Origin of the sequence: Chelatococcus composti (assembly GCF_014201415.1) — a bacterium.
Classification (GTDB): domain Bacteria; phylum Pseudomonadota; class Alphaproteobacteria; order Rhizobiales; family Beijerinckiaceae; genus Chelatococcus_A; species Chelatococcus_A composti.
The window spans coordinates 514,242-532,391 of sequence record NZ_JACHEH010000003.1 but is presented as its reverse complement, the minus strand read 5'-3'; the positions used below and the strand labels follow the sequence as shown (position 1 = coordinate 532,391).

Genomic DNA, 18,150 nt, shown 5'->3' with positions numbered 1-18,150 from the left:
AGGGGACATCAGCCATGAGCTTCTTGAAGGGACTTCTGGGTGGGCTCTTCGGTGGCGGGCGCCAGGCCCCGGCCGAGGATGCGCCGGCGGGCGAAGCCGTGGAATACAAGGGTTTCCGCATCCGCCCGGCCCCCTATCCCGCCGGCAACCAGTTCCAGACCGCCGGCATCATCGAGAAGGATATCGACGGCGAGACGAAGCAGTACCGCTTCGTGCGCGCGGAGACCCACGCCAGCCGCAGCGATGCGGAGAACTTCGCGCTCACCAAGGGCCGGCAGATCATCGACGAGCAGGGCGAGCGCCTCTTCAGGGATTGAGATCGTTCGCATCACTTTTGTTCAAGACCGGCCGCGGACGCTTTCGCGTATGATGCCGGTATGGACACGGTGACTCAGGAACAGGCTGTCGCGGCAACGCCTCTCGCACGGGACGAGCGGGCGCGCTTCTTCGCAGCCGCGCCCTTCGGCGGCCTCGAATGCCTGACCGCCACGTTCCGCTCGCACCGCTACGCCCCCCACGCGCACGAGACCTATGCCGTCGGCGCCGTCCTCGCCGGTTGCGAGACCTTCTCGAGCCGCAGGGGCCGCGGCTATGCGGGGCCGGGCGAGCTGGTCTTCATGAACCCGCACGAGGTGCATGACGGCGCCCCCTATGACGGCGGCTACGCCTACCGCATGAGCTACCCGTCGATCGAGACGCTGAGCACCATCGCTGTGGAGGTGAGCGGTCGCTCCAACCTCGGCACGCCCTACTTCCCGGAGCCGGTGGTGCGGGACCCGGCCGGCTTCTCCCTCTTCGTGGAGGCGCACCTTGCGCTGCAGGAGGGGGACGACGCGCTCAAGGGCGCCGAGCTCCTCTATCGCTTCCTGTCCCTTGCCGTCGTGCGCCACGCCCGCCTGCCTGCGCACGAGCCCGGGCGGGAACACGGCCCCGTCGCGCGCGTCAGGACGCTCCTTGCCGAGCGATTCGCCGAGCCCCTCACCCTGGAGGAACTGGCGGCGGAAGCCGGCCTGTCGCGCCACCATCTCATCCGCGCCTTCGCGCGCGAGACGGGGATGACGCCGCACGCCTTCCTCGTCAACCGCCGCATCAACGCCGCAGAGGCGCTGCTGCGCACCGGCCTGTCGCCCGCCGAGGTGGCGCAGGCGACCGGCTTCGCCGACCAGAGCCATCTCACCCGCGCCTTCAAGGCACGCCGCGGCGTCACGCCCGGCGCCTACCGAATGGCCTTTGCCCGATGAACAAGCCCCTGGCGCCCTCCGCGCCGCTCGACATGCCGCGCGAACGCGCGGCCGGCGTGCGCGACATCATGCCGGTGATGGTGGCGGCCGCACCCATCGGCCTCCTGTTCGGCGCCCTGTGCGCCGGCAAGGGGCTGAGCCCGGCCGAGGCCTGCCTCATGTCCGTTCTCGTCTTCGCCGGCGGAGCCCAGTTCGCCGCGCTCGAGCTGTGGACCTGGCCGGTCCCTGTCGCAACGCTCGTCTTCTCGACACTGCTCATCAACGCCCGTCACATCCTGATGGGCGCCTCGCTGGCGCCCAAGATGCGCAGCTTCTCCCTCGGCCAGAAGCTCGCGGGCTTCTACTTCCTCACCGACGAATCCTGGGCGCTCGCCGAGCGCCGGGCGAAGGAGCAGCCGCTCACTCCCGCCTACTGGTTCGCCGTCGCCGGGCTCTTGCCCCTGTCCTGGGTCGGCTCGACGGTGGCGGGGGCCATCCTCGGCTCGTTCCTCGGCGATCCCTCGCGCATCGGTGCCGATTTCGCCTTCACGGCGCTCTTCATCGGCCTCGTCGCCGGCTTCTGGAATGGCCGCGTCAGTGCCGCCGCCATCGGCGCGAGCGCGGCCGCCTCGGCCGCCATCTATCTCGCCTTCGGCCCGCCATGGCACGTGGCGGCCGGCGCGCTGTCGGGCATCGCCGCCGCCTATGTCGCCGCCCCCGCCGGTACCAACGCCGCGGAGGCCGCATGAGCATCGACCCGACGACGCTCGCCGCCATCCTGGCCATGGCGGCCGTTACCTACCTCACGCGCATCGCGGGCATCTTCCTCGTCGGGCGGCTTGCCCTCTCCGGCCGCGCCAAGGCCGCCTTCGACGCCATCCCGCCGGCGGTGCTGGTGTCCGTCATCGCGCCGACCGCGCTCGCCACCGGCTGGCCGGAGACGCTCGCCGCCTTCGCGGCGGCCGCGGTCGCGACGCGCCTGCCGCTCCTCGCCACCATGGCCGTCGGCGTCGCGAGCGTGGTCCTGCTGCGGATGCTGGCCGGCTAGGCCGGCATCCGGCTCTATCGACTTACTGCCCGACGGGCCGCGTCGCCTGCTCCAGCCAGACCCGGTCGGCTCCCTCCAGCGCCGGCATCAGCTCCTCGCGCACGCGGGCGTGGTATGCATCGAGCCAGGCGCGCTCCTCCTGCGTCAGCAGCGACGGCTCCACCAGCGCAAGGTCGATCGGCGCCAGTGTCAGCGTCTCGAAGCCGAGCATGGGCCGGTCTGCGCCGGGGATGTCGCGCTCCTCGACGAGAACGAGATTCTCGATGCGGATGCCGTACTCCCCTTCCTTGTAGTAGCCCGGCTCGTTGGAAAGGATGACACCAGGCTCCAGCGGCGTCGTGCCCAGCTTGGAGATGCGATGCGGCCCCTCGTGTACCGAGAGGAAGGCACCGACGCCGTGCCCCGTGCCATGGTCGAAGTCGAGCCCCGCCTCCCACAACGGCCGGCGGGCGAAGCTGTCGAGCTGCGCGCCGCTGGTGCCGCGGGGGAAGACGGCGGTGGCAATGGCAATGTGCCCCTTGAGCACGCGCGTAAAGCGGTCCCGCATCTCCGCCGTGGGCGTGCCGACAGCGATCGTGCGCGTGATGTCCGTCGTGCCGTCCTCGTACTGCGCGCCGGAGTCGACGAGGAAGATGCCCTCGCCAATGCGCCGGTTGCTCGCCGTCGTGACGTGGTAGTGCGGCAGGGCGGCGTTCGGCCCGGCGCCGGCGATGGTGTCGAAGGAAATGTCGACGAGCGCATTCGTCTCGGCGCGGAAGTTCTCCAGCGCGACCGCAGCGTCGATCTCGGTAAGGCGGCCGCCAGGCGCCTCGCGGGCAAACCAGGCGAGAAAGCGGGCCACCGCTACGGCGTCACGGCGCTGCGCGGCGCGGGCGCCTGCCTTCTCCGCCTCGTTCTTGACCGCCTTCATGAGGCTGACGGGGTCGTCGCCGACGTCGGCCGTGCCGCCCGCCGCGGTCACGATCTCGCGCAGGGCGGCCGCCGCCGTCGCCGCATCGAGCCGCACGCGCCGGCCGCCGGCCGCCGCGGCGGCCACCGCGGCGGGGAAGGCCTCCGGCCCGGCGATGTCGGCGAGCGGCTCCAGCGCTTCGCGCAGGTCCGCGCCGATCTTCACCTCATCCATGAAGATCGTCGCCCTGCCCTCGCGCGGCACGAGGGCATAGCCTAGCGCCAGCGGCGTATGGGTGAGGTCCGCCCCCCGCAGGTTGAAGAGCCAGGCGAGATTGTGCGGATCGCTGACGACAAGGAGATCACTGCGCGCCTTCGCGAGCTTCTCGCGCAGCTGGGTCAGCTTGTCGGCGGCGGAGACCCCGGCGAAGGCGAGCGGATAGGGCCGTGCCGGCGCGCGCGGCGGCGCAGGGCGGTCGCTCCAGACAGCATCGACGGGATTGTCGGCCACGGGCACGAGCGTGCCGCCCGCCTCCTCCGCCGCCCTGGCGAGTCTGTCCACCGCCGCGGGCGTGTGCAGCCACGGGTCGTAGCCAAGCTTCGCCCCTGCCGTCAGGTTCTCGCCGATCCAGGCCGAAGGCGGCGTGTCGTTGCTGGCAACCGGCGTGAAGAGGGCAGTGTCGACCTGCTCGCGCACCTGCAGCGTGTAGCGCCCGTCGACGAAGATCGCCGCCTTGTCCAGCAGCACCACGGCCGTGCCTGCCGAGCCGCCGAAGCCGGTGAGCCATGCGAGCCGCTCGGCATGGGGCGGCACATACTCGCCCTGGTGTTCGTCGGCCCGCGGCACGATGAAGCCGTCCAGGCCACGGCGGCGCAATTCATTTCGCAGCGCAGCAAGACGCGGTGCGCAGGCCGCCGGGTCGCGTATGTTGTCGAAAACCTGGAAGCGGCTCTGGCTCATCAACTCCCGACCCCTTCATGCAAATGTTTCATGCGCAACCGGATTTTCTGGCGAGATTGCCTAATGCGCAGGCATGGTCGCACAATTGGCATGCACCCCATGCCGGACCGTCCGGCAATCGGTGAATAGGGTCGCGCAACACGCATAGGTCATATGCGCTGACCTATCTTTTTCGCACCTGCAGCATTTCCTATATTGCGATCATAACGACGAGAGGAAGCGTTCCGGGCTGTCCTCCAACGTTCGGAGATGGACCCATGGCCTACGTTAGCACCGATATCGCCTATGTAACGCCCAGGAAGACGGGTGTCTTCAAGCGCATCCTCAACGCTGTCATGGAGGCGCGTATGCGCGCCGCAGACCGTGAAATCCGCCGCCTTGAGGCGATCTATGGTCCGCTGTCCCTCCGGGACGCGGGTCTCGACAAGGTCAGCCTCGGCAATTCCGGTACGCTGCCCTTCGCCCGCTGAACGGGTGAGCGCACGACCGGCTCGTCTCATACGGAAAGGTACCCGCCATGTTCATCGTGACCATTCTCAGGGCTATCGGCCGTTTTACGGTCACGATGGCCGAAGCCGTCGCTGAGGCGCAGGCCATGCGCCGGCAGATGCGCCGCCGCTACCCGGCCATCGACTACTGACAAGCGGCATTCACGAAATCCGGCGGGGGGCTGCCCCTCCCCGCCGCAGAACCAGCGTCGCCCAGCCTTCGCGCTCGGCACGCCTGACAAGCGCCAGCCCCTGTGCGGCGTAGGCGCTGATCACACCCGGCACATCGCGGATCAGCAGCCCGGAGAGCACCAGGATGCCCTTCGGGGCGAGCACGTTGCAGAGCGAAGGCGCCAGCAGCCTGAGCGGCCGGGCCAGGATGTTCGCAAAGACGAGATCGTAGTAGCCGGGGCGGGCGGCAAGACGATGCCGCACGCCCGGCGCTGCGTAGAGCCGCACGTGGTCGCGGGCGCCGTTCAGTCTCGCGTTGGCGCGCGCGACCGCGACGGCCACCGGATCGATATCCCCCGCCACGACGGGCCTGTGCAGCGCGCGCGCCGCGGCAATGGCGAGAATGCCGGTGCCCGTTCCGACATCAAGGACATGGCGCGGGCGGCTCCGCTTCAGTTCCTTCACGAGTTCGAGAAGGCAGCCCAGCGTCGTGCCGTGATGGCCGGTGCCGAAGGCCAGCGCCGCGTCGATCTCGATGGCGATGTCGTTCGCCCGCACCACATGCCGGTCGTGGCTGCCGTGGACGAGAAAACGCCCGGCTCGCACCGGCTTCAGGCCCTCCAGGCTCGCCTTCACCCAGTCCTTCATCTCGATCGGCGCGAACACCGCGGCATCGACGACGTCGCCCACCACGGGGCGCAGCAGGCCGAGCAGCGCCGCCTCATCCGGTCGGTCCGAGAAATAGACCTCCAGATGCCAGCGCCCGTCCGGCGCCTCGAAGGCGGCGACCGCCGTCTCGGCAGGGTCGAAGAACTCCCCGAGCAACTCGACCATGGCCTGGGCGGACTTCTCGTCCGTTACAAGGCGCATGGAACAGGTGGGCTTGTGCGGCGGCAGGCCTTCGAGCATGGGACACTTTCCGATCGAGAGAAGCGTGTGTCTTAGACCCTGCCGCCGCCGGAGGAAAGGGCGGTCGGCTCACGCTCCCACGAGCTTGAACCACGCATCCTCGTCGATCACCTCGATGCCGAGCTCCTGCGCCTTGGCCAGTTTGGAGCCGGCGCCGGGCCCGGCCACCACCAGATCCGTCTTCTTCGACACGGAGCCCGCCACCTTGGCGCCGTAACGCTCGGCCATGGCCTTTGCCTCGTCACGCGACATGCGCACCAGCGTGCCGGTGAAGACCACGGTCTTGCCGGCGACGGGGCTGTCGACCATCGTCGGGCGCTCCATCTCCAGCGGCGTCACCTGCTTCAGGAGTTCGTCGAGCGTCGTCTCGTTGTGCGGCTCGGCGAAGAACTGCACCAGCGCCTCGGCCACCACCTCGCCGATGCCGTCGATGGCGGTGAGCTCCGCCCAGGCCTCGGACGTGCGGTCGCGCGCCGCGATCATGGCCGTGCGCAGCGCCTCGAACGTGCCGTAGTGGCGAGCGAGGAGCTTCGCCGTCGTCTCGCCCACGTGGCGGATGCCGAGGGCGAAGATGAAGCGGTTGAGTGGCACCTGCCGGCGCGCCTCGATGGCAGCGAAGAGGTTGCGCACGCTCGTCTCGCCGAAGCCCTCGCGGTCCTTCAGCTTCTTCAGGCTCGTCGCATCACGCTCCGCCAGGGTGAAGATGTCCTGCGGACCATGCACGAGCCCCTCGCGGAAGAAGAGCTCAACCTGCTTGTCGCCCAGCCCGTCGATGTCGAAGGCGTTGCGCGAGACGAAATGCTTCAGCCGCTCCATGGCCTGCGCCGGGCAGGTGAGCCCGCCCGTGCAGCGCCGTACCGCGTCCTCGCGCCCCGTGCGCGGGTTGACCTCGCGCACCGCATGGCTGCCGCAGGCCGGGCAGGTGGTGGGGAAACGGTAGGGCTCGCTGTCCGGCGGACGCTTGTCCAGAACGACGCCGAGCACCTGGGGAATGACGTCGCCCGCGCGCTGGATCTCCACCGTGTCGCCGATACGGATGTCGACGCCGCCGCGGATTGGCTGGCCGTCGCCGCCGATGCCGCGGATGTAGTCCTCGTTGTGCAACGTTGCGTTGGAGACGACGACGCCGCCCACCGTGACGGGCTTCAGCTTCGCCACCGGGGTCAGCGCCCCCGTCCGCCCCACCTGGATCTCGATGTCGAGCAATTCCGTCATCGCCCGTTCGGCGGGGAACTTGTGGGCCGTGGCCCAGCGCGGCGAGCGGGAGACGAAGCCGAGGCGTTCCTGCAGAGCCAGGCTGTCCACCTTGTAGACGACGCCGTCAATGTCATAGCCGAGGTTCGCCCGGTCAGCCTCGATGGCGTGGTAGTGCGCGAGCAACTCCTCGACGCTCTGGCAGCGCTTCATCAGCGGGTTGACGGGAAAACCCCAGCGCCCCATCGCCTCGACGACCCCCATCTGCGTGTCGGCCGGCAGGGCCGACACGTCGCCCCAGGCATAAGCGAAGAAGGCGAGCGGCCGCTGTGCGGTGACGGCGGGATCGAGCTGGCGCAGCGAGCCAGCCGCAGCGTTGCGCGGATTGGCGAAGAGCGGCTTGCCCGCCTCCGCCTGGCGCTGGTTGATCGCCGCGAAGTCCGCATGGCGCATGTAGACCTCACCGCGCACCTCGAACACCTCGGGCATGTCCGGCGCGTCGATCTCCTTCGGGATGGCGTCGACCACGCGGGCATTGGCGGTCACGTCCTCCCCCTCCTCCCCGTCGCCGCGCGTGGCAGCCGTCACGAGGCGCCCCTTCTCGTAGCGCAGGCTGATAGACAGGCCGTCAATCTTCGGCTCTGCCGTGATGACGAGCGGCGCCTCGGCAGCAAGACCGAGGAAGCGGCGGATGCGCTGCACAAACTCCGCCACGTCCTCGTCGGTGAAGACGTTGGAGAGCGACAGCATGGGCACGCGGTGGCGCACCTTGGCGAACTTCTCGCTCGGCCGCGTGCCGACCTTCTTCGTCAGGCTGTCCTCGGTGACGAGCTCAGGAAAACGCGCCTCCAGCGCCTCGTAGCGGCGGCGCAGGGCATCATACTCCGCATCGGAGATGATCGGTGCATCCTCGCCGTAATAGCGGCGGTCGTGCTCCGCGATCTCGGCGGCCAGCGCCGCGTGCTCACGCTTCGCTTCCCGCGGCGTCAGCACCTCGACGGCGACGTTGCGCAGGGGAGCACCCGCTGTGGTGGACGAGGATCGTTCGGACATGGCGTCGCGCTCATGGATTCGGGGAGCGCAGACTATATGACAAAGTCGGGCGTCTTCACCCACCCCCGTGCGCTCAGCCTTCCGCCTCCAGCAGCCGCGCGGCGGCGGCGCGCGCCTCGTCCGTGATGGTCGCGCCGGCCAGCATGCGTGCGATCTCCTCCTGGCGCATACGCTCGGCAAGAGGCGTCACGCGCGTCGCCACCTTGTCGGCGCTTGCCGCCTCCTTGGCGATGAGGAGATGGTTGGCAGCGCGGGCGGCGACCTGCGGCGCGTGGGTGACGGCGATGACCTGCACCCGCGCGGCAAGACGCTTCAGGCGCTGGCCGATGGCATCGGCCACCGCGCCGCCCACACCCGAGTCAATCTCGTCGAAGATCAGCGTCGGTGCCGAGCCCTTGTCCGCCAGCACCACCTTGAGCGCCAGCATGAAGCGCGACAGCTCACCACCGGAAGCAACCTTCATCAGCGGCCCAGGCCGCGTGCCGGGGTTGGTCTGCACCCAGAACTCCACACGGTCGAAGCCTTCTGCGGCCTCGACACTGTCGTCGCTCTCGACGCGCGCGATGAAGCGGGCCCGCTCCAGCTTGAGCGGCGGCAGCTCGGCGTTGACAGCGGCCTCGAGGCGGGCCGCAGCCTCGGCACGGCCGGCGCTGAGACGCGCCGCCGCCTCGCGGTAGGCGGCGCTCGCCTCCTCCACCGCCGTGGCGAGGCGGCCCAGCTCCTCCTCGCCCGCGTCGATGGCGGCGAGATCGGCAAGGAAGCGCTCGCGCAGCGGCGCGAGCTCGTCCACCGGCACATCATACTTGCGCGCCGCGGCCCGCAGGGCGAACAGCCTCTCCTCCACCTGCTCCAGCTCGCGCGGGTCGAAGGCGGCGGCGCGCAGCGCCTCCTCGAGCACAGATCGCGCCTCGTCGAGCGCGACGAGCGCGGCATCGAGGGCCGCGACACTGGGCTCGACCAGGCTCGGCGCCTGCTGGGCCCGCCGCTCGAGCCGCCGCACCGCCGCCGAGAGGACGGGCACGGGCGAGGCATTGCCGGCCACAGCGTCGAACGCCTCCTTGAGGTCACTCGCCACCTTCTCTGCCTGCATCATGAGCTGGCGACGCTCGGCGAGCGCCTCCTCCTCGCCGGCTTGCGGGCTGAGCCCTTCCAGCTCCTCGGCAGCGTGGCGCAGGAAATCCGCTTCCCTGCGCGCGGTCTCGACACGGGCGCGATGGCGCACGAGCGCCGCCCGCGCCTCGCGCAGGCGCGCATAGGCCGCCTCCGTCGCCGCAGCCTCCTGCTGCAGCTCGCCGAAGACATCGAGGATGTGGCGGTGCGTGGCCGCATCGATAAGCGCCCGGTCGTCGTGCTGGCCGTGGATCTCCACGAGTGCGGAGCCGATCGACTTCAGCGCCTGCACGGAAACCGGCTGGTCATTGACGAAGGCGCGTGTGCGCCCGTCGGCATGCTGGATGCGGCGCAGGATCAGGGCGCCATCGTCGGCGATATCGAGGCTGCGAGCCGTCTGCCAGGCGGGATGCTCCGGCGGCACCTCGAAGACGGCCGTCACCTGCCCCTGCGCCTCACCGTGGCGCACAAGACTGCCGTCGCCGCGCCCGCCCAAGGCGAGCGCGAAGGCGTCGAGCAGGATGGACTTGCCGGCGCCGGTTTCACCGGTGAGGACGCTGAGGCCCCGATCGAAGGCAAGATCGAGCCGATCGATCAGGACAATGTCGCGGATGGCGAGCTGGACGAGCATGCCGCCCGCGCCGCGATCAGCCGCCGAGCCCCACGGTCCGCGAGAAGCCGCGGAACGCCCGGCTGATCCACGAGCCGGTGTCCTCGCGCGGCTCGTGGCCGCCGCTCTGCAGCAGCTTGTAGGCGTCCTTGTACCAGGGACTGTCCGGGAAGTTGTGGCCGAGCACGGCGGCCGCCGTCTGCGCCTCGCTGACGACGCCGAGGGCGAGATAGGCCTCCGTCAGGCGCTCCAGCGCCTCCTCCACGTGCCGCGTCGTCTGGTACTTGCTGACGACGTCGCGGAAACGGTTGATGGCGCCGGTGTAGTTGCGCCGCTCCAGGTAGAAGCGGCCGATCTCCATCTCCTTGCCGGCGAGCTGGTCCCGCAACACCTGCAGCTTGAACCTGGCGTCCTCGGCGTACTCGGAGCGCGGATAACGCTCGACGAGCTCCTGGAAGGCGGCGAGCGCCTTCTCGGTGCGCTCCTGGTCGCGCGTCACGTCCGGCACTTCGCGGTAGTAGGACATGGCGAGCAGATACTGCGCATAGGCAGCATCCTCGCCATTGGGATAGAGCGTCAGATAGCGCCGGGCGTCGTTGATCGATTCGCTGAACTCCCCGCCCTCGTAGGAGGCGTAGGTCTTCATGATCAGCGCCTTGCGCGCCCACTCGCTGCGCGGGTAGGTCTTGTCGATCTGGTCGAATTTCTTCGACGCTTCCGGATAGTCGTTCTTGGCCAGCAGCGCGAGGCCTTCGTTGTAGAGGTTCGCCGCCGGCACGTCCGGAACAAGCTCGGGCTTGTACTCGTCGTCCTTCCCGAAGGGATTGAGCGAGGATAGCGTGTCGCACGCCGTCAGAGAGAGGCCCAGCGCCGCGCATGCGAGCAGCCTGCCGATCGGCAGCCGCGCGCCGGTCCGGGCGGTCTTGGACGAAAATGCAGAGCGCATTACCTCACCTTCCTCCACTGCGGCCCCAAGGCCACGGCTCGCCGTCGTCGGACGGTTGGGCTGTTTAACCCAAAGCCACCGGTTCCGCCAAGGTCTGGAAAAGTTTTGTGAGCCGATTTCGACGCCGGACACCTGCGCGGCCGAAAACGGCGTTTCGATGGCGCGGCGAAACGGATGGCCGGGGCGTCAGTGAATATCAGGCGCGTATGCCGGAACTGCGATGCCCGAGGCGATCTCCGCATGGCGCGGCTCGCGGCGCGGCTCGCTCTCGACGATCGCGTAATTCGCGCGGTCCGCGAAGAGCGCGTCGAGTACCATGAAGTTCAGGCGGTGCCCACCGCAATAGGAGCGATAGCTGCCAATCAGCGGCAGGCCGGAGAGCGCGAGGTCGCCGATCGCGTCCAGCAGCTTGTGGCGCACGAACTCGTCAGGGTGGCGCAGCCCCTCCTCGTTGAGGATGCGGTCCTCGCCGATCGCCACGGTGTTCTCGAGCGAGGCGCCGAGCGCGAAGCCCGCCTTCCACAGCCGCTCCACGTCGCGCATAAAGCCGAAGGTGCGGGCGCTGGCGATCTCGCGGCGATAGACCGCAGCCGACAGGTCGACGATCTTGCGCTGGCGGCCGATCACCGGCGTGTCAAAGTCGATTTCGACATCGAGACGGAAACCCTTGTCGCGCGGCGTGAGCTCGGCGAAGGCCCTGCCCTGCTGAACGCGCACCGGGCGCAGCACCTTCACGTAGCGGCGCGGCGCGGGCTGCGAGACGATGCCGACACGATCAAAGGCTTCCACGAAAAGGGCAGCGCTGCCGTCGAGGATCGGAACCTCAGGACCGTCGACCTCGATCAGCACATTGTCGATCCCGAGGCCGGCGAGCGCGGACATCAGATGCTCGATGGTGGCCACCGCGCCGGACTCGCTCTCGCCGATGCGGGTGCAGAGCTCCGTCGCGCTCACGGCGACATGGCGCGCCTCGATGAGACGCTCGCGCCCGTTGGCGAGCCCGGTCCGCAGAAAGACGATGCCGTGGTTGACCTCGGCCGGATGGATGGTGAGCCGGACCGGTTTGCCGGAATGAACGCCGTTGCCCGCCAGGGTCACGGTATCGCGGAGCGTCGTCTGGCTGCTGGCTTTCATTCTCTCGGTCCTGTCGCCCTCTGCGGGCAGATCTGCTCAAGACAGACACGAGCCTGGGGCTCGTGCGAGGCACGCGATCCGTTACATCGCCGTCACGAATCCCGTGCGAGTTGCGTGGACCATAGACGTGCCGCCCCGAGCGGCCAAATCACGCTTTCTTACTGTCTGTTACACTTATCGTCAGGTCGCCACCATACCGCTAAATGTTTGAAAAACATTAACGAATGAAACCCCGGAAGCGACTGCTCCCGGGGTTCGCGTCATGGCGTGGAAAAGGTGCTCAGTTGGCCTGGCGGCGCAGGAAGGCCGGAATCTCGAGCTGGTCGTCGTCGATCGTCCGGTTCTGCGCCGGCGCCCGGCCGTGCGGATCGAGCGCGCCCTGGGCCGGCCGATAGCCCTGCGCCTGCGGGCGCTTGGCATATTCGGCGTGCACCGGCGAGGGCGCGGGCTGCGGCGCCTGCTGGCGCACCGGCTGCGGCGCCGGCGCCTGGGCGGGCTGGTGGTGGTGGTCGTCACGGCGGCCGAGACCGACCGAGGCAAGCCGCTGCAGCAGCGACATGCGCTTGTGGTCACCGCCCTGCTCCTGATGCTCCTGACGCGCGGCGCGGATCTGGTTCTGCACCGGCAGCGGCAGCTCATCGACGCGCGGCATGCGCGTGGGGCGCACCACGGCCCGCTCGGGCTGCGGCGGGATGAAATGGTCCTGCATCACCGGCTCCGGCTCCTCCTGCATGACCGGGGCCGGGGCCACGGCCGCCGCCGCCATTGCCGCACGCGGCGCAGCGGCCGGGGCGATCATGACGTCGCTGCGCACCTGCTCGGCGCGGGGCGCGGCCGCAGCGACCGGAGCCGCGACCGGAGCCGGCGCCGGCTCGGCAACCGGCTGGACGAACTCGACAGCCGGAGCCTGGGGAGCGGCGACCGGCTCGACCGCAGCCGGGGCAACGACCGGCTCGGCAGCCGGCGCAGGCTCGGGCGCGACGGGCGCGGCGGCGACGCGCGGCGCCGTCTCCACGACCACCGGACGCGGCGCGGCGGCCGCATGGGCGGCGCGCTGGCGGGCCTCCGAGCGCAGGCGCTCGGCGACTTCGGCGATGCGCTGCTCGGTGAGCGACAGGTCCTGCGCGTTGTGAACCATCTCGTGGTCGATGCCGGTGGCGACGACGGAGACGCGGATCGTGCCCTCGAGGCTCTCGTCGAAGGTGGCGCCGAGGATGATGTTAGCCTCGGCATCGACCTCCTCGCGGATGCGCGTGGCGGCTTCGTCCACCTCGTAGAGCGTCAGGTCCGGGCCGCCCGTGATGGAGATCAGCAGGCCGCGCGCACCCTTCATCGACACGTCGTCAAGGAGCGGGTTGGCGATGGCAGCCTCCGCCGCCGTGATGGCGCGCCCTTCGCCCGAGGCTTCGCCCGTCCCCATCATCGCCTTGCCCATGCCGCGCATGATGGCGCGCACGTCGGCGAAGTCGAGGTTGATGAGGCCTTCCTTCACCATCAGATCGGTGATGCAGGCGACACCGGAGTAGAGCACCTGGTCCGCCATGGCGAACGCATCGGCGAAGGTGGTCTTCTCGTTGGCGACGCGGAAGAGGTTCTGATTCGGGATGACGATGAGGGTGTCGACCGCCTGCTGCAGCTCGGCGATGCCGGCTTCAGCCACCCGCATGCGGCGCTGGCCCTCGAAGTGGAAGGGCTTGGTCACGACGCCGACAGTCAGGATGCCCATGTCGCGCGCGGCGCGGGCGATGACCGGGGCGGCGCCCGTGCCGGTGCCGCCGCCCATGCCGGCAGTGATAAACACCATGTGCGCGCCAGACAGCTGGTCGCGGATCTCGTCGATCACCTCCTCGGCAGCCGCGCGGCCGACCTCGGGCTGCGACCCGGCGCCGAGACCTTCCGTCACCTGCAGGCCCATCTGCACGATGCGCTGGGCACGGGAGCTCGAGAGCGCCTGGGCGTCGGTGTTGGCGCAGACGAACTCGACGCCCATCAGCCCCGACTCGATCATGTTGTTCACGGCATTGCCGCCGGCGCCGCCGACGCCGAACACCGTGATGTGGGGCTTAAGTTCCCGGATATCCGGGGCTTGCAGATTGATCGCCATGGTCGTGGCCTCTTCTTCTCAAACGGCGCCCGGCTGCGCGCCCCTCTTACTCCGGTTCCAGACTGTTGCGGCCGCCGCGCCGCTCTAGTCTTAGAAGCTCTCCCTGAACCAACGTCCCATGCGGGACAGATAACCATCCGTGCCTGTCGCGAGCATGGTACGAGCAGCCTTGGGCTCGAAATGCTCGATGTGGGCGATCTGCGGATACACCAGCAGACCGACCGCCGCCGCAAAGGCGGGGCCCTTCGCGGCCTCGGGCAACCCCTTGATGCCGAGAGGGCGGCCGATACGCACCTGGGCCGAGCCCTTCGGGCCGGCCAGGATGCGCCTGGCAACTTCCGGCAGGCCCGTCAGCTGTGAAGCCCCGCCGGTCAGGATAACGCGCCGCCCGTCGGCCGGGGCGTACCCCGCCGCCTTCAGCCGGTCGCGCACCAGCTCGAGAATCTCTTCGACACGCGGGCGGATGATCCGCACCAGATGCGACTTCGGCATATGGTTCGGCACGTCCCGCTCAGTCTCATCGACGAGCGGCACGGCAATAATCTCGCGCTCGTCCGACGCGGAAGGCAGAGCAGCGCCGTAGAGCGTCTTGAGCCGTTCCGCCGCGGCGATGTGCGTCGACAGCCCCCGCGCGATGTCCATGGTGACATGGTGGCCGCCGACCGCAACGGCGTCGGCATGGACGAGATGGCCGGCGAAGAAGGCGCCGAAGCTCGTCGTGCCGCCGCCGAGATCGATTACAAGGCCACCCATCTCGGCCTCGTCGTCGACGAGCGTGGCGATGCCGGCCGCATAGGGGCTCGCCACGATGGCCTCGACATTGAGATGGCAGCGCTCGACCGCCAGCATCAGGTTGCGCGCGGCCGAGGCATCACTCGTCACGACGTTGAGGTCGACGCCGAGGTTGTCGCCGATCATGCCCACCGGGTCGAGGACGCCCTTCTGCCCATCGAGCGCATAGGCCGTCGGCAGGGCGTGCAGCACCACGCGCCCAGGCTTCAGGCTGTGCGCACTCGCGGCATCGAGCACGCGGTGCACGTCCGCATTCGTCACCGTGCCACGGGTAGCCACGTTGGCCGTGAAGCTCTGCGACGCGAGCCGCCCGCCCGTGAGGTTCACGATGACCGACTGGACCTCGACCTTCGCCATCCGCTCGGCGGCATCGACGGCCTGGCGGATCGCCTGCTCGGCCGCCTCCAGATCGACGACGATGCCGCCCTTGAGACCGAGCGAACGCTGATGGCCGATGCCGAGCACGCGCACCTGGTGCGTCCGGCGGCGCAGTACGTCGCTCTCGCTCACGGGGATGAGCTGCGCGATGAGGCAGACGACCTTGCTGGTGCCGACGTCGAGCACCGACAGGAGGGTGCTCTTGCGCGCCGGGAGGGGCTTGAGGCGCGGCGTCAAGCCGTTGCGCAAGGAGCTCATATGTCCGCCTCCTTGGCGCTGGCGACGGGCTTCTTCTTCGCCGCCTCTGCGCGCGCGGCCGCTGCCTCGGCGCCCAGACGCATCACGACCCGGTCAGACTGGCGCATGTCGATGACGAGGATGTCCCGCTCCAGGATGCGCTCGCTCTCCTCGAGTTCGGCGAGCCGGGCGACGGCCGCTGTCGGGTTCGATTCCGGCAGGCGCACCTCGAGGCCGTTGTCGAGAATGAGGTTCCAGCGCCGGCCGGCGATGAGCGAGCCGGCCTTGACTCGCTCGCGCAGCGAGCCTGCGGCGTCCAGCAGCTCGAGATAGTCCGCCGAGCGCTCGTTGGCACGGTCGCCGACGACGAGGGGCAGGCGTGCGTAGCGCGCATCGTTGAGGAAGTCGATGACCGTCCCGTCGGCAGCGACGACGAAAACCTCGCCGTTACGCTGCCACAGCGCGAAGGGCTCGCGCTCGGTGATGGTGATGGCGAGCTCGTTCGGATAGAGCTTGCGCACCGACGCCTCGCGGATCATCGGCACGGCCTCAAGGTTGCGGCGCACCTCGGCCGGGTCAATGAACAGCACGGAGCGATTGGGCGAGATGCCGGCGGCCTCCAGAATCTCCGCCGGCCGCAGTTCCGCCAGGCCGGAGATGACGACCTGCTTGATACCGAAGCCGAAGGCACGAGCGACGGCATCGCTCAAGGTGCCGTTCTCGGCCCTGAAGCGGTCGACATGCCCGCCGGCGAAGGCACCGTAGAGACCGACAGAGGCGAAGAGAGCGAGAGTGAGCGCGCTACCGAGACCGCGAGGCAGCCGCCGGCGGCCGCCGACGCGCACATAGCCGCGCCGGCGCAACGCACGGAACAGCCGCAGGCGCGGCCATTCCGGCGCGGCGAACAGCATGCCGGCGGGCATGGTCACCGCGGCCGAGACCGCCCCGCGCGGGCTTCTCGTTCCTACCGGTCGCAGGAGGCGTCCTCCACCATCCATCGCATAAGCTCGCCGAATGAATACCCCGCATGCGCGGCCAGTTCGGGCACCAGGCTGGTCTCGGTCATGCCTGGCTGCGTGTTGACCTCGAGACAGACGATCCTGCCAGTGCCGTCTGGCCGGTCGTCGTACCGGAAGTCGGCGCGGGAGACGCCACGACAGCCGAGTGCTTGGTGCGCCGTTAACGCCAACTCTTGGATCTGATGGTAAATATTTGGTTTAATTTTTGCGGGGAGGATGTGGATCGAGCCGCCTTTCGCATATTTGGCGTCGTAGTCGTAGAAGCCCCCTGTGGCTGGCTGAATGTCAATGACGCCCAAGGCTTTGTCGCCCATCACGGCACAGGTGAGCTCCCGCCCGGCGATATACTCCTCGGCCAGCAGCCAGTCGGAATGGGGCCAGTCGGGCCGCATTAACTCTTGGGGCGGATGCGAACGATCCTCGCGCACGATGATGACGCCGACCGAGGAGCCCTCGTTGACCGGCTTCAGCACGTAGGGCGGCGGCAGCACGTGGCGCTCGGCCGCCTCGCGCCGGTGTACCACGATGCCGTGTGCCACAGGCACTCCGGCCGCCGCCATCACCACCTTCGCCTTGGCCTTGTCCATGGCGAGCGCCGAGGCGAGCACGCCGGAATGGGTGTAGGGCAGGCGCATCGTCTCCAGGATGCCCTGGATGGTGCCGTCCTCGCCCGGGCTGCCGTGCAGCGCGTTGAACACCACATCCGGCCGCACGCGCTCCAGCACCGCGGCGATGTCACGACCCACGTCGATGCGCGTCACGCGGTAGCCTTCCGCCTCCAGCGCATCGGCACAGGCCTTGCCCGAGGCCAGGGAGACCTCACGCTCGGCGGACAAACCGCCCATCAGCACCGCAACGTGTTTGGTCATCGTTCGCATCCTTGTCCATCGAGGTGCCGCACCGGCCGCCGCAAGAGCAACCGGGCCGGGGGACGGCGAAGCCTCAGGCCACGCCCACCCGCTTGATCTCCCAGGCGAGCGTCACGCCGGAGTGTTCCTTGACACGCCGGCGCACCTCCTCGCCGAGGTTCTCGATCTCTGCCGCCGTGGCGCCGCCGAGATTGACGAGAAAGTTGCAGTGCATCTCGGACACCTGCGCCTGGCCGATCCGGAGCCCCCGGCAGCCGGCGGCATCGACGAGCTGCCAGGCCTTGGCGCCATCCGGGTTCTTGAAGGTGGAACCGCCGGTGCGTGTATTGACCGGCTGCGTCGCCGCCCGCGCCTCGGTGATCTCGTTCATCCGCGCGAGGATCTCGGCCGGATCTCCGGGCCGGCCCTCGAACAGCGCTTCCACGAAGATGAGATCCTCCGGTGCGCCGCAATGGCGATAGGAGAACCTCATGTCCTCGCGGGAGAGCACGTGCCGGTGGCCCCTGCGATCGAGCGCCCGCGCCTCCACCAGCACGTCCTTAACCTCGCCGCCGTAGGCGCCGCCGTTCATGCGCAGGGCGCCGCCGATGGCGCCGGGGATGCCGCGCAGGAAGGTGAGCCCGTCGATGCCCGCCTCGGCGGCGGCGCGCGCCACCTTTACGTCGGGCGCACCAGCGCCGGCCCGCACGCGGCAGCCCTCCTCCACGCTCACCTCGGCAAAGGCCTTGCCGAGCCGCAGGACGACGCCCGGCACGCCGCCGTCACGTACGAGGAGGTTGGAGCCGAGCCCGATGACGGTGAGCGGCACACGCTCCGGCAGGTTGGCGAGGAAGAGCGCCAGGTCGTCCTCGTCCGCCGGCGCGAACAGCACCTGCGCCGGCCCGCCGGTGCGGAACCAGGTCAGCGGCGCAAGCGGGGCATTGGCCACGAGCGTCCCTCGCAGGCCCGGCATCGCGGCAGCAAGCTCGGCGGTGATGTCGGGAAAGCTCATGGCATCGCCTCATGCTGGCCGGGGCGCG

The 18,150-nt window shown here is 69.3% G+C and carries 17 protein-coding genes; 6 read left to right on the top strand and 11 right to left on the bottom strand.

The genetic code is table 11. The features are described from left to right. Positions 1 to 14 precede the first annotated feature (14 nt). From HNQ73_RS08695 to HNQ73_RS08680, 4 genes are read left to right on the top strand one after another with little or no spacing between them, the layout of a single operon-like run. The gene (locus HNQ73_RS08695; RefSeq protein WP_183334245.1) at positions 15 to 317 is read left to right on the top strand and encodes an HlyU family transcriptional regulator; all 303 of its coding nucleotides are present in this window, start codon (positions 15 to 17) and stop codon (positions 315 to 317) included. A gap of 60 nt (positions 318 to 377) precedes the next feature. Further along, positions 378 to 1,241, top strand: coding sequence for an AraC family transcriptional regulator (locus tag HNQ73_RS08690; RefSeq protein WP_183334243.1), 864 nt, complete (start codon positions 378 to 380; stop codon positions 1,239 to 1,241). Then, positions 1,238 to 1,969, top strand: a complete 732-nt coding sequence (locus HNQ73_RS08685) for an AzlC family ABC transporter permease (protein ID WP_183334241.1) — start codon at positions 1,238 to 1,240, stop codon at positions 1,967 to 1,969. The genes HNQ73_RS08690 and HNQ73_RS08685 overlap by 4 nt, the downstream gene beginning before the upstream one ends. After that, entirely contained in the window at positions 1,966 to 2,268 is a 303-nt protein-coding gene (locus HNQ73_RS08680) for an AzlD family protein (protein WP_183334239.1), read from the top strand. The genes HNQ73_RS08685 and HNQ73_RS08680 overlap by 4 nt, the downstream gene beginning before the upstream one ends. A 22-nt stretch (positions 2,269 to 2,290) precedes the next feature. Here HNQ73_RS08680 and HNQ73_RS08675 read toward each other — a convergent pair whose 3' ends face one another. Then, positions 2,291 to 4,117, bottom strand: a complete 1,827-nt coding sequence (locus HNQ73_RS08675) for an aminopeptidase P family protein (RefSeq protein WP_183334237.1) — start codon at positions 4,115 to 4,117, stop codon at positions 2,291 to 2,293. 257 nt (positions 4,118 to 4,374) lie between these two features. On the opposite strand from HNQ73_RS08675, the gene HNQ73_RS08670 reads away from it, so the two are divergent. Beyond that, positions 4,375 to 4,587 carry a hypothetical protein gene (locus HNQ73_RS08670; RefSeq protein ID WP_183334235.1) on the top strand — a complete coding sequence of 71 codons (213 nt, stop codon included), beginning with the start codon at positions 4,375 to 4,377 and terminating at the stop codon, positions 4,585 to 4,587. Between the two features lie 47 nt (positions 4,588 to 4,634). Beyond that, positions 4,635 to 4,757 carry a hypothetical protein gene (locus HNQ73_RS18075; RefSeq protein WP_276513666.1) on the top strand — a complete coding sequence of 41 codons (123 nt, stop codon included), beginning with the start codon at positions 4,635 to 4,637 and terminating at the stop codon, positions 4,755 to 4,757. Between the two features lie 10 nt (positions 4,758 to 4,767). On the opposite strand, the gene HNQ73_RS08665 is transcribed toward HNQ73_RS18075, so the two are convergent. From HNQ73_RS08665 to murB, 10 genes are all read right to left on the bottom strand, one after another. Beyond that, positions 4,768 to 5,685, bottom strand: a complete 918-nt coding sequence (locus HNQ73_RS08665) for a 50S ribosomal protein L11 methyltransferase (RefSeq protein ID WP_183334233.1) — start codon at positions 5,683 to 5,685, stop codon at positions 4,768 to 4,770. A 69-nt stretch (positions 5,686 to 5,754) separates the two neighbouring features. Next, complete coding sequence (ligA, locus tag HNQ73_RS08660) at positions 5,755 to 7,932, bottom strand: NAD-dependent DNA ligase LigA (RefSeq protein WP_183334231.1); 2,178 nt, start codon at positions 7,930 to 7,932, stop codon at positions 5,755 to 5,757. Positions 7,933 to 8,005: 73 nt separating this feature from the next. Continuing rightward, on the bottom strand, positions 8,006 to 9,673 hold the full coding sequence (gene recN / locus HNQ73_RS08655) for a DNA repair protein RecN (RefSeq protein ID WP_183334229.1): 1,668 nt from the start codon (positions 9,671 to 9,673) through the stop codon (positions 8,006 to 8,008). Between the two features lie 16 nt (positions 9,674 to 9,689). Beyond that, positions 9,690 to 10,598: an outer membrane protein assembly factor BamD gene (locus HNQ73_RS08650; protein WP_183334227.1), complete on the bottom strand. Its 909-nt coding sequence runs from the start codon at positions 10,596 to 10,598 to the stop codon at positions 9,690 to 9,692. 186 nt (positions 10,599 to 10,784) lie between these two features. Beyond that, on the bottom strand, positions 10,785 to 11,732 hold the full coding sequence (lpxC, locus tag HNQ73_RS08645) for a UDP-3-O-acyl-N-acetylglucosamine deacetylase (protein ID WP_183334225.1): 948 nt from the start codon (positions 11,730 to 11,732) through the stop codon (positions 10,785 to 10,787). 280 nt (positions 11,733 to 12,012) lie between these two features. Next, positions 12,013 to 13,836, bottom strand: a complete 1,824-nt coding sequence (gene ftsZ, locus HNQ73_RS08640; RefSeq protein WP_183334223.1) for a cell division protein FtsZ — start codon at positions 13,834 to 13,836, stop codon at positions 12,013 to 12,015. 90 nt (positions 13,837 to 13,926) lie between these two features. Then, complete coding sequence (ftsA, locus tag HNQ73_RS08635) at positions 13,927 to 15,264, bottom strand: cell division protein FtsA (protein ID WP_183334221.1); 1,338 nt, start codon at positions 15,262 to 15,264, stop codon at positions 13,927 to 13,929. Next, positions 15,261 to 16,166, bottom strand: coding sequence for a cell division protein FtsQ/DivIB (locus HNQ73_RS08630; protein WP_183334362.1), 906 nt, complete (start codon positions 16,164 to 16,166; stop codon positions 15,261 to 15,263). The genes ftsA and HNQ73_RS08630 overlap by 4 nt, the downstream gene beginning before the upstream one ends. A 41-nt stretch (positions 16,167 to 16,207) precedes the next feature. Next, on the bottom strand, positions 16,208 to 17,131 hold the full coding sequence (locus HNQ73_RS08625) for a D-alanine--D-alanine ligase (RefSeq protein WP_183334219.1): 924 nt from the start codon (positions 17,129 to 17,131) through the stop codon (positions 16,208 to 16,210). 73 nt (positions 17,132 to 17,204) lie between these two features. Beyond that, a complete protein-coding gene (gene murB / locus HNQ73_RS08620) occupies positions 17,205 to 18,122 on the bottom strand; it encodes a UDP-N-acetylmuramate dehydrogenase (RefSeq protein WP_183334217.1) in 918 nt (305 codons plus the stop codon). Positions 18,123 to 18,150: the final 28 nt, after the last annotated feature.

What these genes read in the sequence shown, in the direction of transcription:
- HNQ73_RS08695 (WP_183334245.1), top strand. Translation starts at nt 15, where the DNA reads ATGAGCTTCTTGAAGGGACTTCTGGGTGGGCTCTTCGGTGGCGGGCGC.
- HNQ73_RS08690 (WP_183334243.1), top strand. Translation starts at nt 378, where the DNA reads ATGGACACGGTGACTCAGGAACAGGCTGTCGCGGCAACGCCTCTCGCA.
- HNQ73_RS08685 (WP_183334241.1), top strand. Translation starts at nt 1,238, where the DNA reads ATGAACAAGCCCCTGGCGCCCTCCGCGCCGCTCGACATGCCGCGCGAA.
- HNQ73_RS08680 (WP_183334239.1), top strand. Translation starts at nt 1,966, where the DNA reads ATGAGCATCGACCCGACGACGCTCGCCGCCATCCTGGCCATGGCGGCC.
- HNQ73_RS08675 (WP_183334237.1), bottom strand. Translation starts at nt 4,117, where the DNA reads ATGAGCCAGAGCCGCTTCCAGGTTTTCGACAACATACGCGACCCGGCG.
- HNQ73_RS08670 (WP_183334235.1), top strand. Translation starts at nt 4,375, where the DNA reads ATGGCCTACGTTAGCACCGATATCGCCTATGTAACGCCCAGGAAGACG.
- HNQ73_RS18075 (WP_276513666.1), top strand. Translation starts at nt 4,635, where the DNA reads ATGTTCATCGTGACCATTCTCAGGGCTATCGGCCGTTTTACGGTCACG.
- HNQ73_RS08665 (WP_183334233.1), bottom strand. Translation starts at nt 5,685, where the DNA reads ATGCTCGAAGGCCTGCCGCCGCACAAGCCCACCTGTTCCATGCGCCTT.
- ligA (WP_183334231.1), bottom strand. Translation starts at nt 7,932, where the DNA reads ATGTCCGAACGATCCTCGTCCACCACAGCGGGTGCTCCCCTGCGCAAC.
- recN (WP_183334229.1), bottom strand. Translation starts at nt 9,673, where the DNA reads ATGCTCGTCCAGCTCGCCATCCGCGACATTGTCCTGATCGATCGGCTC.
- HNQ73_RS08650 (WP_183334227.1), bottom strand. Translation starts at nt 10,598, where the DNA reads ATGCGCTCTGCATTTTCGTCCAAGACCGCCCGGACCGGCGCGCGGCTG.
- lpxC (WP_183334225.1), bottom strand. Translation starts at nt 11,732, where the DNA reads ATGAAAGCCAGCAGCCAGACGACGCTCCGCGATACCGTGACCCTGGCG.
- ftsZ (WP_183334223.1), bottom strand. Translation starts at nt 13,836, where the DNA reads ATGGCGATCAATCTGCAAGCCCCGGATATCCGGGAACTTAAGCCCCAC.
- ftsA (WP_183334221.1), bottom strand. Translation starts at nt 15,264, where the DNA reads ATGAGCTCCTTGCGCAACGGCTTGACGCCGCGCCTCAAGCCCCTCCCG.
- HNQ73_RS08630 (WP_183334362.1), bottom strand. Translation starts at nt 16,166, where the DNA reads ATGCCCGCCGGCATGCTGTTCGCCGCGCCGGAATGGCCGCGCCTGCGG.
- HNQ73_RS08625 (WP_183334219.1), bottom strand. Translation starts at nt 17,131, where the DNA reads ATGACCAAACACGTTGCGGTGCTGATGGGCGGTTTGTCCGCCGAGCGT.
- murB (WP_183334217.1), bottom strand. Translation starts at nt 18,122, where the DNA reads ATGAGCTTTCCCGACATCACCGCCGAGCTTGCTGCCGCGATGCCGGGC.